The organism is Candidatus Neomarinimicrobiota bacterium (genome assembly GCA_034716895.1).
Classification (GTDB): domain Bacteria; phylum Fidelibacterota; class UBA8477; order UBA8477; family JABMPR01; genus JABMPR01.
On sequence record JAYEKW010000256.1, the window covers coordinates 15,322 to 28,662 of the forward strand.

At 45.9% G+C, this 13,341-nt stretch carries 12 protein-coding genes; all 12 read right to left on the reverse strand.

The window, feature by feature from the left end; all coding sequences use genetic code 11:
* Window positions 1-47 precede the first annotated feature (47 nt).
* The 12 genes from purH to pyrF all read right to left on the reverse strand — a co-directional run bounded on the left by purH (window position 48) and on the right by pyrF (window position 13,302).
* Window positions 48-1,586, reverse strand: coding sequence for a bifunctional phosphoribosylaminoimidazolecarboxamide formyltransferase/IMP cyclohydrolase (gene purH, locus U9Q77_14075; GenBank protein ID MEA3288483.1), 1,539 nt, complete (start codon window positions 1,584-1,586; stop codon window positions 48-50).
* A gap of 249 nt (window positions 1,587-1,835) precedes the next feature.
* Entirely contained in the window at window positions 1,836-2,471 is a 636-nt protein-coding gene (purN, locus tag U9Q77_14080; GenBank protein MEA3288484.1) for a phosphoribosylglycinamide formyltransferase, read from the reverse strand.
* Window positions 2,459-3,481: a phosphoribosylformylglycinamidine cyclo-ligase gene (purM, locus tag U9Q77_14085; GenBank protein MEA3288485.1), complete on the reverse strand. Its 1,023-nt coding sequence runs from the start codon at window positions 3,479-3,481 to the stop codon at window positions 2,459-2,461. The genes purN and purM overlap by 13 nt, the downstream gene beginning before the upstream one ends.
* Window positions 3,478-4,857 (reverse strand): amidophosphoribosyltransferase, encoded by a 1,380-nt coding sequence (purF, locus tag U9Q77_14090; GenBank protein ID MEA3288486.1) that lies wholly within the window; start codon window positions 4,855-4,857, stop codon window positions 3,478-3,480. The genes purM and purF overlap by 4 nt, the downstream gene beginning before the upstream one ends.
* 156 nt (window positions 4,858-5,013) lie before the next feature.
* The gene (gene purL / locus U9Q77_14095) at window positions 5,014-7,266 is read right to left on the reverse strand and encodes a phosphoribosylformylglycinamidine synthase subunit PurL (GenBank protein ID MEA3288487.1); all 2,253 of its coding nucleotides are present in this window, start codon (window positions 7,264-7,266) and stop codon (window positions 5,014-5,016) included.
* A complete protein-coding gene (purQ, locus tag U9Q77_14100) occupies window positions 7,250-7,960 on the reverse strand; it encodes a phosphoribosylformylglycinamidine synthase subunit PurQ (protein ID MEA3288488.1) in 711 nt (236 codons plus the stop codon). The genes purL and purQ overlap by 17 nt, the downstream gene beginning before the upstream one ends.
* Entirely contained in the window at window positions 7,960-8,208 is a 249-nt protein-coding gene (gene purS, locus U9Q77_14105; protein MEA3288489.1) for a phosphoribosylformylglycinamidine synthase subunit PurS, read from the reverse strand. The genes purQ and purS overlap by 1 nt, the downstream gene beginning before the upstream one ends.
* 223 nt (window positions 8,209-8,431) lie before the next feature.
* Window positions 8,432-9,733: a hypothetical protein gene (locus tag U9Q77_14110; GenBank protein MEA3288490.1), complete on the reverse strand. Its 1,302-nt coding sequence runs from the start codon at window positions 9,731-9,733 to the stop codon at window positions 8,432-8,434.
* A gap of 44 nt (window positions 9,734-9,777) precedes the next feature.
* Complete coding sequence (gene purE, locus U9Q77_14115; protein ID MEA3288491.1) at window positions 9,778-10,269, reverse strand: 5-(carboxyamino)imidazole ribonucleotide mutase; 492 nt, start codon at window positions 10,267-10,269, stop codon at window positions 9,778-9,780.
* Between the two features lie 134 nt (window positions 10,270-10,403).
* The gene (pyrI, locus tag U9Q77_14120) at window positions 10,404-10,850 is read right to left on the reverse strand and encodes an aspartate carbamoyltransferase regulatory subunit (protein MEA3288492.1); all 447 of its coding nucleotides are present in this window, start codon (window positions 10,848-10,850) and stop codon (window positions 10,404-10,406) included.
* Entirely contained in the window at window positions 10,850-11,755 is a 906-nt protein-coding gene (gene pyrB / locus U9Q77_14125) for an aspartate carbamoyltransferase (GenBank protein MEA3288493.1), read from the reverse strand. Before pyrB ends, pyrI begins: the two co-directional genes overlap by 1 nt.
* Window positions 11,756-11,904: 149 nt before the next feature.
* Window positions 11,905-13,302, reverse strand: a complete 1,398-nt coding sequence (gene pyrF / locus U9Q77_14130) for an orotidine-5'-phosphate decarboxylase (protein ID MEA3288494.1) — start codon at window positions 13,300-13,302, stop codon at window positions 11,905-11,907.
* Window positions 13,303-13,341 lie beyond the last annotated feature (39 nt).

Below are 13,341 nucleotides of genomic sequence, written 5' to 3' on the forward strand. Positions count from 1 at the left end.
AACAAAAGTTCCGGAGAAGTGTCGCCTGGCATACATTTCAGTTGAAATCAATGTTTGAAGTGGCGTACTCCCGTGAATACCATGGAAATCCCAAATTGATTACAGGCATCAATTGAATCCTGATCTCTTACCGACCCACCTGGTTGTATGATAGCCTTCACACCAGCGACATGAGCCTTTTCAACTGAATCAGAAAAGGGGAAAAAAGCATCCGAAGCCAGAACTGATCCTTCCGTAGATGTGGTGCTGCGGTCCAGTGCATTGTCCACAGCCCAGATCCGGCTGGTCTGCCCGGCTCCCACTCCCTGGGTGGCACCATCTTTTACAACCACAATGGCATTCGATTTGGCATGTTTTACAACAGTCCAGGCTAATTTTAGATCCGTCCATTCCTTTTCTGACGGTTGATTATCTGTTACCACTTTGAATTGCTCATCATCCAGACGATGCAGGTCAGCCTCCTGGATCAACAGTCCGCCATCCACTTTTTTGTGGAAGTAACGCTCAGTCGAGAGCGGCTGCATGATATCAGCCAGTTGCAGTAGGCGGAGATTCTTTTTCTTCTTGAGTATGGTCAGAGCCTCTTCACTATAGGATGGAGCAATAACGATCTCAAGGAAGATCTTGCGCATTTCTTCGGCTGTGACAAGATCCACTGGCCTGTTAAGAACCACAATACCACCGAAAATGGAGACGGGATCTGCTTTATAAGCTCGTTCATAGGCATTAAATATAGTGTCTGCAGTACCGACACCACACGGATTGGCATGCTTTAGCGCCACGACACTGGGGGCAGAAAATTCACGGATCATTTCGATGGCAGCTGAGGCATCACCGATATTGTTGTATGACAATTCCTTCCCATGCAATTGTTCAGCTCCGCTGAGATGACCATCCAGCACGGATATCTCGCGATAAAAGGCAGCCTTCTGGTGAGGATTTTCGCCATATCTCAGGCTCTGTTGCTTTTCATATGTGAATGATAACTGTTCTGGTAACTCAGTGTCACCCAACTCTTTAGCAAGATAAGTACTAATTAATGTATCATATTGGGCTGTATGCCGAAAGCCTTTGAGAGCCATTTTTTTTCTGAAACTATCATCAAGTTTACTTCCATTCAATAATTCAATGAATTCAACATAATCTTCTGGATCTGTTAGCAGCGTCACAGAATCGGAATTTTTACCTGCTGCCCGGATGAGGGTCACCCCACCAATATCAATATTTTCGATTGCATCCGACATGGTCACACCCGGTTTAAGAATAGTTGCTTTGAATGGATAGAGATTCACCACCACCAGATCGATCATAGGAATACCCAGTTCCGCAGCCTCCACCAAATGTCCTGGAATCTGTCTATTAGCTAAGATACCACCGTGGATCTTGGGTTGGAGGGTCTTGACCCGTCCCCCCAAACATTCGGGAAAACCGGTGATGTCGCTGATTCCAATAACTGGAACACCATTGTCAGCCAGCAGCTTGGCAGTGCCCCCTGTAGAAATGATCTCAACTCCCTTTTCGTGGAGGGTTCTAGCCAGATCAAGGACCCCACTTTTATCCGACACGCTGATCAATGCTCTTTTCATTCCCTGCTCCCTTAATTGTTAATTCAAATATTTTTCTTTTTGCCACCAAGACTCAAAGACTCTAAGCCCCACGAAGGATTTGTTTAGGAAACCCACGACTTATATTTCGATTTCACTCAATAACCGAGTTGTGGGCTATTGATACGTTTTTGAGACTGTCAACCACTTCAACGGTTTTATTGTTTGGGCACACACAATCTAGAGGTGCTTTGTGTCTTTGTGACTTTGTGGCGCTAGTTGTCAAGTTTGCTATCCCCTAGATCCAACTATACTCACGTGCCTATCAACAATATGCAGTCGCCCCTGAGCGAAGAGACGTATTGCTTCTGGATATATCTGCCACTCCGCCTCTTCCATGATCCGTTTTTGGAGAATTTCTGGAGTATCACCTGGTTTAACAGCAACTGCTTTTTGGATAATGAGGGGACCGGCATCCACCTCTGGTGTGACAAAGTGCACGGAGGCACCGGAAAGCTTGCAACCATAATCCAGCACAGCCTGATGAACCCGGAGACCATAGTAGCCGGAACCAGAAAAAGCCGGGATCAAGGCTGGATGGATATTCATTACCTTGTTTTCAAAATGAGTGAAGAATTTCGATCCCAAAATCGCCATAAACCCGGCCAGCAGCACCAGATCGATCTTGTGATCCAGTAATTCATTGGCAAGACCTTCATCAAACGCCTGGGCAGAGTCAAAGCCCTTCCGACTGATTATTGCAGTGGCGACCCCAGCTTTATTTGCACGTTCCAGTGCAAAAGCACCCTTTTTATTGGAGATCACAAGTTCCATTTTTGCATTGGGGATGAATCCACTTTTGATGGCATCCATAATGGCTTGAAGATTAGTGCCCCCACCTGAAACAAGAGCCCCTATTCGAAGCATAGACTATGGTCCCCGTCCTGATGTGCTTCGATTTGACCAATCTGATGAGCATCCTCGCCCAGCTCTTTTAATGCGGCCAATGCGCCATTCACCTGATCTGCGGCAACAATTAGCACCATTCCGATGCCCATATTAAAGGTATTGAACATGGCGTTATCATCAAGACCAGCCGTGGATTGGATCAGAGAGAAGATCTCCTGACCGGGCCAGCTGCCTTTTTTAATGACTGCTTTATAATTGTCTGGAAAAGCCCGAGGTATGTTTTCGATGAATCCACCACCAGTGATATGGGCAATCCCATTTATCTTATAATTCTTAAGGATGTCCAGAACAGGCTTTACATAAATTCTAGTCGGTGTCAGTAAAGTTTCTCCCAGGGTGGAAGTGCCAAATGAATCTCCCCATTGGTTCTCAGGAAAGAGCTTTCTGATCAGGGAAAATCCATTGGAATGGACACCACTGGACGCCAAGCCAATGATGGCATCCCCGACACCAACAGCCTTGCCATCAATCATTTCAGGACGATCGACCAAGCCCACTGTAAAACCGGCAATGTCGTATTCTCCCCTGGCGTAGAATCCAGGCATCTCAGCAGTTTCACCACCCACCAAGGCAGTACCACTCTGGCGACAGCCCTCTGCAATTCCGGCAACTACGCCTTCAACCTGTTGGGGCTCCAAAGCACCGGTCGCGATATAGTCCAGGAAAAATAAGGGACGGGCACCAACACAAATAACATCATTCACACACATCGCCACACAATCAATGCCGATGGAGTCGTGTTTGTTCAGGGCAAAAGCCAATTTCAGCTTGGTACCTACGCCATCAGTTCCGGAAACCAGAACCGGCTGGGTCATCCCGGAAAGATCAGGAACGAAAAGACCTCCAAATCCACCTATACCCCCTAAAACCTCCGATCCATGGGTGGATTCCACATCCTTTTTAATACGTTGGACGGTTTCATAGCCTTTTTCAATATTTACACCAGCATCTTTGTAATCAATGCTCATTTGCCCTCCTCAACCGGTACTGGATATTTTCCATCAAAACAGGCCATGCAGGTTCCCAGTCCAGCCTTTGAAAGACTGCTGCTCAATCCGGCGTGTGTGAGATAGGAAAGGCTATCAGCACCAATTTCAATGGCAATATCACCAACTGGCTTATTGGAGGCGATGAGTTGTTTGCTGTCAGGTGTGTCAATACCGTAATAACAGCTGTACTTAACCGGAGGACTGGTGATCATCACGTGAACTTCCCTGGCTCCGGCTCGTCTTAGCGACTTGACAATACGGGTAATAGTGGTTCCACGCACGATGGAGTCATCGATCATGATCACACTTTTACCTTCCACATTACGGCGAATGGGCGATAATTTGAAATTTACACCGATCTCACGCATATCCTGCTTGGGACTGATGAAGGTCCTGCCGATATAGGCATTGCGGTAAAAACCTTTACTGAAGGGCACACCGGAAGCCTGTGAATAACCCAGGGCTGCAGAAGTCCCGGAATCGGGAATATCGATGACAATATCCGCCAGGCGTCCTGTTTCCTTGAACAGGCGATGCCCCATATTTACCCGGGCTTCATAGACATTCAGGCCATCAATTACTGAGTCGGTACGGGCGAAATAGACATATTCAAAAGAGCAAATATGGGTCGAACCAATCTCCACCTGCTCAGAGTGAATGCCATTTTCATCAACTGAGATGATCTCACCGGGACGGACATCCCTGATGATATCTCCCTTAATGGAATCAATGGCACAACTCTCTGAAGCGAAAACGTAAGCGTCATCTCGCTTACCCATGATCAGCGGTCGCAAACCCATTGGATCACGAAATGCATATAGTTTATCAGGAGTCAGCAGAAGAATGGAGTAACCACCCCGAATGACGGACATGGTCTGCTTGATAGCGGCAGCAACATCACTTGTTTCGATTGTATTCTTGGCAATGAGCTTCAGAATTGTTTCTGAATCTGTACCGGATTGAAAAGTGGCTCCCTGACTCTCTAGACCGGTCATCAATTCTTTGGTGTTGACCAGGTTGCCATTATGAGCCAGAGCCATCTGTCCCTTGGAACTAACGATGACCACAGGCTGGGCATTCTCGTAGGTGGTGCCACCTGTAGTACTGTAACGAACATGGCCAATACCGTGGATACCGCTCAGGAAATTCAACAGTTTTGGATCGAAAACCTCCTGAACCAGACCTTCATCCTTGTAGTAGTTGACCTGATGGCCATCACTAACTGCGATTCCGGCACTTTCCTGTCCCCGGTGCTGGAGGGCAAAAAGTCCATAATAGATCAGTTGGGATGTTTCTTCTGTTTTGGTGTTAAAAATACCAAAAACACCACATTCTTCGTTGAGTTTATCAGACATAAAGAAGATTTACTTTCTTAAAGGCCCTCTCGCCCGCCTGCGTATAACTTCGTGCGGGCAGGCAGAGTTCGCTAAGACGCAGAGTTTTCTTATTCATGTGGCTCTTTTCCTCTCGCAAGATGCAGAGTTTTGAAAAACCGAGGCAATATTTTTGCATCATACATCAGTTTTCATCATTTTGTCAAAACCGGTTTTGAAGGCATGGGAGCAGTCGCTAACACTAACATCAACTAAATTTTTATCCATATTGTTGATGACCAACTGGTTACCGGAATTTACCCTGCCAATATTGGCTGCTTCAAGACCCTGATCAGCAGCCAGATCAATGATCTTCTCTGCTGCTTCAGCGCTGGCAGACAACATGAAGCGGGTTTGACTTTCTCCAAAAAGGAGGGAGTCCGAACGCAGGTCAAGATCAAAGGATACTTCGGCCCCCAGCTCACCCATGATACAAGACTCGGCCAGGGCAACAGCAAAACCGCCATCACCTAGATCATGGGCGCTTTGCACCAGACCCTGACGAATAATATCCAGGATAAAATTCTGAGTCCTGCGTTCCAACTCCAGATCCAGTTCAGGTACATCACCTGTGATCAATCCATGGATTTGATCCAGATACTCTGAGGCACCCAATTCTTCTCTGGTTTCACCGATGAGAAGAATAAAATCACCCTCATTCTTAAATTCCATGGTGGTAACATGACTCAAGGATTTCACCAGACCGACCATACCAATGATAGGTGTGGGATAAATTGCTCCGAATTCAGGCGTTTGATTATAGAGACTGGCATTGCCACCAATCACAGGGGTATCCAATGCCCGACATGCTTCACTGAGACCAATGATGGACTGTTCCAACTGATAATAGACTTCAGGGTGTTCCGGATTACCAAAGTTCAGACCATCTGTGATGGCAATCGGTTCAGCCCCTGAAGCAATCTGATTCCGAGCTGATTCTGCCACGATACTTTGTGCTCCTCTCCGAGGATTCAGATAGCAGTAGCGTCCATTCGAATCCATGGTCATTCCAACCGCTTTATCACGGCCTTTGATCCGGATAATGGCAGCATCTGACCCCGGTTTTATGACCGTATTCATCTGAACCCGATGATCATACTGGCGATAAACCCATTCTTTGGAGCAAATATCAGGAGCAGCCAAAAGAGTTGTCAAGGTCTCATTCAGATTTTGAGGAATGGCAACATCTTCATTTTTGAAACTTTTGGTCTGTTTCAGATGAGCTGGTTCTTGCCCCTCAAGAATATAGGTTGGCGCATCCATGAGTGACCAAACTGGAACCTCCCCCACTGTTTTGCCATCTTCCAGTACACGATACAAGCCGTCATCAGTAACATGACCAATAACAACTGCGTGCAGATCCCATTTATGGAAGATCTTGTTAACCTTGTCTTCCTTGCCTTTTTTCACGATAAGCAGCATGCGTTCCTGTGATTCAGAGATCATGACCTCTTCCGGGCGCATGGCTTCTTCGCGTTTGGGAACCAGGGCTACATCGATCTCTACTCCATTACCAGCCTTACTGGCAGTTTCAACCGATGAAGACAGGATGCCTGCAGCGCCCATATCCTGCACACCGACAACGTAATCTTCTTCAAAAACTTCCAGACAGGCCTCGATGAGCAATTTTTCCATAAAGGGGTCACCCACCTGAATGGCTCCGCGATCTTCTTCGTTCTCTTCGTCCAGATCCTTGGAGGCAAAGCTGGCACCGCCCATACCATCACGACCCGTCAGGTTACCGACAATCATCAGGCTGTTGCCCACACCGGTGGCAATGGCTTTTTTGATCTGAGATTTCTTCATGTAACCCACGCACATGGCATTGACCAGGGGATTACCCTTGTAAGCATTAGCAAAACGCAACTCCCCACCCACAGTGGGCACACCCAGACAATTGCCATATTCACCGATACCCCGGACGACTTCCGATATCAAGTAGCGAGTGTGACCGGCATCGCCGGGATGTCCAAAATGGAGCGAATTCAATGAGGCAATGGGATAGGCACCCATGGCTAAGATGTCGCGCACAATTCCGCCTACACCGGTAGCTGCCCCCTGGAAGGGTGCAATAGCTGAGGGATGATTGTGACTTTCCAGCTTAAAGGTAAGCACCTCGTCATCATCGATATCTACAATTCCAGCGTTCTCTCCCGGTCCCTGAACAATGCGGGGACCCGTGGTAAGGAAGTGTTTGAATAGAGGTCGTGTATGCGTGTAGCCACAGTGTTCTGACCACATCTGAGCATACAGGGCCAGCTCAACCGTATTGGGCTCACGCTTCATGTGGCTGGTTAACAATTCATATTCCGAGTCAGTCAACCCGGCTTTGATCCATAATTTTTCTGTCATGCCAGTCTTCTTCTCAGTCATCTTAATGATCCAATCCATGTTTTTCTTCCAGGTATTTCAACATGGAAATAAAGACACCCTTGCCATCGCTCAATCCTAATACAGCATCAGAACTACGTTCGGGATGAGGCATCATGCCAACCACATTGCCCGTGCGATTGATGATTCCTGCAATACTATTGATGGAACCATTGGGGTTGGTGGCATCGCTGACTTCACCTTCAGCATTGCAATAGCGGAACAGGATCTGACCATTCTTTTCCATTTCAGCAATGGTCTTGGGCTTGGCGTAGTAATTACCCTCATTATGGGCAATTGGGAAACCAACTACAGCCCCCGTTTCATATTCACTGGTAAAGGCTGTTTCAGCATTCTCTACTCTCAAAGTTTGGTCCTGGCAGAGAAATTTTATACCTTTATTCTGTAAAAGACTTCCTGGCAGCATCCGAGCTTCGGTCAGAATCTGAAATCCATTGCAGATACCAATAACCAGGCCACCCTTGTCAGCAAATTCTTTAACCGCAGTCATGGCGGGTGAAAGATGGGCAATAGCCCCTGGTCTCAAGTGGTCTCCATAGGAAAATCCACCAGGAATAATAATGGCATTTACATCACCCAGATCGGTGTCTTTGTGCCACAGATAAGTGACTGGTTTTCCCAAAACCTTATCGATGACATGAAAACAATCCTCGGCACAGTTAGAACCGGGGAATAGAAGTACACCCCAATTCATCAGGCCTCCACAATCTCAAAGCTATATGATTCCACCACAGGATTGGCTAACATTTTATCACACATTTTATGGACAGAAGCTTCAGCATTGGCTTGATCCTGGGTATCCAGAACGATCTCGATCTGTTTACCAACGCGAACACTTCCAATACCTTCAAATCCGATTGACTCCAAGCCATTCTGAACCGCTCTCCCCTGAGGATCAAAGATTCCTTTTTTCAACATGACGGTTACGATTGCTTTCAGCATATTATTTACCACCTTTTATTTATTTTCAAATTTACGACACATGTAATACCTGGAATAATCGAGTTGCATATTTCCTGATCTAGTTAGTGTTTGTCTTTAAAATACCTGTTTCACAAAAATGGTAGCCCACGACTTAAGTCGTGGGTTGCTCATTTTCATCGTTACGAAGAACCGTTTTAACGGTTTATTGTCAGACATTAGACAAAGACATTAGACACAGACATTATTTAACTGCATTTAACTTTTTGTACAATTCTCTATTTTTTGTTTTCAGGAAGTATTTTACCTCACGCCTGGCAATGTCAGTTACTTCCTTCTCATATCCCTCACCACTCCCTTTTTCCATGATGAATTTTTTGATCATGAGATATTTTTCTTCCTGAATCTGCATAAACTCAGGATCGACAACAGGAGTATCAGGATAATACCCCTGTTCCTGTCCCTTTTTAAGGATATCTGTAAATATCTCACCAGATACAGCTGCTTCCTTCTTGGTTTTATTGACTGCTGCATACCAGTCATCATGCACAATGATATAATAGTCTCTCATTGCCTGTTTATTGAAGTTCACGATATAATCATGACCCTCCACATTGCAGGTAAGCGTAGCTCTTACGGAATCTGTATCAAGTGTATCCACAAAGACAAGATCATTCCCGTCCTTTGCAAGCTCCCACTTCAAGTCCCAAAGATTCAGCCCCATTCTATTGAATATCCGATGAACCATAAATGCAGCCAGGATGGCACGTGTCAAAGACTCAGTGAACATTTTTCCACCGATACCTGACACCAGAAGAGCCTCCTGCTTAGGCATGGCTCTATCTTCTGGCTCGTACTTTGTAGTCAGGTCAGTAAGCGGGATCTCAAAGGTCTGCCAGGGAGCCAACTCATTGCGAAGACCTAACTCATTCAGATAAGCTTTTTTACCTGAGTCACCCATCGCATTGTACTTTCTAAGGATGGAAGAACCACTTGTAACACCAAAACGAACAATCATTTCCAAGGGGATAACAAATTTATCATTCCCATAGTACTTCTCATAGTCATAGAGATGTGCATTCATGAATGTGACAGGGTCTGGTTTGTGAATCGCATATTTTTTAATCAATGTCAAATTACTGAGTTCAGGTGGAAAGGAATCCGTATATAGCACATTGTCTTCTCGACCAACCATTCCTTGATGATGGGTCTTAAGACCGGTAACTTTTACTTCTTCGAGGATTTCCCGCATGATCGGCCAGCTATGAAAATAGTTCTCTCCCCAGCTCCTCTTGATGTATGATTCCATATCCTGCCACCCCTGAGCATCCATCAATGAGGTGTACACAAGATGCCGAAAACCTGCTCTGGCAGTATCGCTACCTTTAATATCAAAGATAGTTCCCACATCAAATACCGAACCGCCCAGGCTGGTTTCACTGACCAGTAAATTGGGATCATCCACTACAGAGTAAAGTGTCTGGACAGAGCCGTTGTAGTATGGATTTTTTTGATCATACTTTATTGAAATATTACCGTTAGACATGTTCTTTCCTTTTCCAGAATTCTACGATTCGTCTAATATTTAAATCACTTATTATACTTTTCCTGGATCTTCCGATCCTTCTCCAGAACAACATCTCGCATTTCTATCCGGTGATCGGCCAGCTTTTGGGCAATCTCAGGAAACTTCAGAGCCAAAATCTGCGCAGCTAGCAGCACTGCATTGTCACTGGCATTGATGCCTACTGTTGCCACCGGAATCCCACCTGGCATCTGGACGATAGAATACAAAGCATCGATTCCATCCAGACTGGCTCGAATAGGTAATCCAATTACCGGCTTGATTGTCTGAGCTGCAATAACACCTGGTAGATGAGCTGCTTTACCGGCACCGGCAATGATCACATCGATCCCTTTTATATCCAGACTCTCGATATATTCTGTGACCGCTTCATGGGTGCGGTGGGCTGAGAGGATTCTCAACTCAAATTCCAGACCCAACTGTTCAATGATCTTGAATCCTTTATCCAGAACAGGAAGGTCACTGTCGCTGCCTAGAATAATTGCAATTTTAGCCATTTATTTCTCCATATTTTTTTTCTCGCAAAAGCGGGTGTTCATCATTCACCATTCATCATTCACCATTCACCATTCATCATTCACCATTCACCATTCACCATTCACCATTCACCATTCATCATTCACAATTCGTTCTATATATGATCCATCTCATCCGCGGTATACACCCGCTCGCAGTATTGACATGACAATTGCGGACCTGCTGCATCCAATAGCCTGAAGCGAGTTACCATGGGTTCAGCATTGGTAATGCATTTAGGATTCGGACAGGCAACAAGCCCTTCGATTACTTCAGGCACTTCAACCTGAAACTTCCGGATCACATTGAAATCTCTGATAATACTCACTTTTGCAGCAGGAGCTATCAAGGCAATACTGTTCACCTCGTGCTGATTCAATTCCCGTCCCTCGATCTTGATGATGTCTTTTTTTTGCATAGCTTTACTGGAAAAGTTCATCCCCATCATAACCACATCGCTTCCCCGGGGCTTCAGAATACCAAGAACTCGTTGACCTCGCCCAGCCGGAATATGATCGATCACAGTACCATTTCGGATGGCATCTACCTTCATGACTTTCATCACTTCACCTCCCCTAGCAGAGTTGCCAGAATAGCCTGACGCATATAAACTCCGTTTTCAGCTTGATCGAAATAGTAAGCATATTTTGTTGAATCAACATCTGTGGTGATCTCATTGACTCGGGGTAAGGGATGCATGACCTTCAGATTATCCTTGGCGTTCTTCAAAAGATCCGCCGTAATGATATAGGCGTTCTTGACCTTCTCGTATTCTTCGCGATCTGGAAACCTTTCGCGTTGGATCCGGGTCACATACAAGATATCAATATTATCTACTATCTTATTGATCTTGGTTTTTTCTATAAATTTGACACCCATCCTGGTGAGGTCATTCAGAATATGATTCGGCATACCCAATGATTTTGGGGAAATGAAATAAAACTCCGGATTGAAGGGAGCCAAAGCGTAGGCCAATGAATGTACGGTGCGACCGTATTTCAGGTCACCTACGAGAGCCAGCTTTAAACCCTCAAGGGTTCCCTGGGCTTTCTTAATAGTATACAAATCCAGAAGTGATTGAGTTGGATGTTGGTTGGCGCCATCACCTGCATTGATCACAGGAATATCAACTTGTTCAGAGACATAGCGGGCAGCCCCTTCCATGGGATGCCTGATAACAATGATGTCAGCATAACGAGCGATAACTTTGGTTGTATCGGCCAGGGTCTCACCTTTTTCCACTGAAGTGCCGCTGGTTCCCACCATGGCTATTACTTCACCACCCAACCGTTTCATGGCAGATTCAAACGACATTCTGGTACGGGTTGATGCTTCATAGAACACTGCTGCCATAACCCGTCGCGATAGATCGAGCTGGCCGGGATCTTTTTCCAGACTTTCAGCCAAAGCCAGGAGCTGGAGAATCTTATCCGCGTTCAGGTCGCGCATGGAAATCAGATGTTTCATTCAGTCGTCCTTTTTACTTATTATGATGATGAATTCCTTAAAGAACTTTATTCAAACCGCAAAGAACGCGTTGTGCGCAAAGGTTTTGTTGAGCTTATGACTCCAACAGCTTTACCCTCTCTTTGCATGAAATTCTTCCTTCTTCCTTCTTACTTATTTCTTGCTTCAAAAGCTTTCCAGGCGGCAGAGCGGTAGCGTTTTGCCTCGGCACCGGGATCCTTGCTGGCAACGATCCCTCGACCCACAATGATGGCATCGGCACCACCCATAATTGCATCTTCAACCATAAGATACTGTTGCCCCAAGCCATCCCCCCTGCTGTCCAGGTTCACTCCGGGCATAAGGAACAACTGATCCTGGGGGATCTTATTACGAAAGCGCTTAATATCCTCTACATCAGCCCCGTGACCGATGTAACCACTCACACATTCTTTACGTCGTTTCCCAATATCCAGGACCTGACGGGTGTAGGTCTCTGAAATAAGATTTCCCTTGGCACTCATACGAGCCAATAAAAAGCTGGAACGAGGTGTTTCCAAATCTCCAAAGAGACCATCCAGAATGGCTTCGCCGGCGATCATGTGAACCGTGACATATTCTGCCCAGTCGGCGATCTTATACACACCTGAGCGAAACTGTTTGCGTACCGTACTGCCGATATCCGCAAATTTGCGATCTTCAAAGATGATGAAATCATGCTTTTCAGCCAAACCACGGAGGCGTGGAATAAAATCACCTCTGAAATCTTTGATAATGTCTATATGGGTCTTCACCATAAAAATCTCGGGACCTACCTGATCCAGGATCTGAAAAAAGCTGGCACTATCTTCCACATCCAGTGAAAGGATCAGGTTCGATTCCTTGCGCAGGATGGCCTCCATGAGCTTGCGGGTCATGGGAGTTGTGGTGGCAGCCAGACGGTCTGTAAATTTCAGCTGTGGTTTCTCCACTGGCTGGTTCACAAAATCACGGACTTTCTGCGCCAGTGTCTCATCCATCAGTTTTTCTGCTGTCAAAACGGCAAGCATATCCTCAACCGTGATAATGGATGATAACTTATAGCCCTTAGCGGCCAATATCTCGGTTCCATTGTAGCTGCGATCAATAAGACAGATAAAATCCTCCACCTTGAGTCCGGCATGCTCCATGCCTTCTGCAGCTTCGAATTTGCTTTCCCCTGTGGTGATCAGATCATCAATAATAAGACAGGTCTGCCCTTCTTCGAAGTGACCCTCGATCAATTTTCCCGTCCCATAGGCTTTGACTTCTTTCCGTTGATAGACCAGGGGGGTATCTAACTCAATTGATAATTGAGCTGCCAGTGGCAGAGCTGTATAGGGTATCCCGGTAATAACATCGAACTTTTTATCGGTCATGGCAGCTTTCAGCAACTGTACAATATTCTTGATGATCTCCGGATACGAGATGATGCTTCTCAGATCAATATAAAAGGGGGATATGGCGCCTGATTTGAGTTTGAATTCGCCAAATTTCAAGGCACCGATGCGGTGCAGGTCCAGGATCAGGGTTCGTTTACCATTTTCCACTATTTCTTATCTCCATTTTTTTTGGCCACCAAGACACCA

Bases quoted from the DNA above. Each gene is read 5' to 3' on its own strand.
- purH (MEA3288483.1), bottom strand. From the start codon at position 1,586: ATGAAAAGAGCATTGATCAGCGTGTCGGATAAAAGTGGGGTCCTTGAT.
- purN (MEA3288484.1), bottom strand. From the start codon at position 2,471: ATGCTTCGAATAGGGGCTCTTGTTTCAGGTGGGGGCACTAATCTTCAA.
- purM (MEA3288485.1), bottom strand. From the start codon at position 3,481: ATGAGCATTGATTACAAAGATGCTGGTGTAAATATTGAAAAAGGCTAT.
- purF (MEA3288486.1), bottom strand. From the start codon at position 4,857: ATGTCTGATAAACTCAACGAAGAATGTGGTGTTTTTGGTATTTTTAAC.
- purL (MEA3288487.1), bottom strand. From the start codon at position 7,266: ATGGATTGGATCATTAAGATGACTGAGAAGAAGACTGGCATGACAGAA.
- purQ (MEA3288488.1), bottom strand. From the start codon at position 7,960: ATGAATTGGGGTGTACTTCTATTCCCCGGTTCTAACTGTGCCGAGGAT.
- purS (MEA3288489.1), bottom strand. From the start codon at position 8,208: ATGCTGAAAGCAATCGTAACCGTCATGTTGAAAAAAGGAATCTTTGAT.
- U9Q77_14110 (MEA3288490.1), bottom strand. From the start codon at position 9,733: ATGTCTAACGGTAATATTTCAATAAAGTATGATCAAAAAAATCCATAC.
- purE (MEA3288491.1), bottom strand. From the start codon at position 10,269: ATGGCTAAAATTGCAATTATTCTAGGCAGCGACAGTGACCTTCCTGTT.
- pyrI (MEA3288492.1), bottom strand. From the start codon at position 10,850: ATGAAAGTCATGAAGGTAGATGCCATCCGAAATGGTACTGTGATCGAT.
- pyrB (MEA3288493.1), bottom strand. From the start codon at position 11,755: ATGAAACATCTGATTTCCATGCGCGACCTGAACGCGGATAAGATTCTC.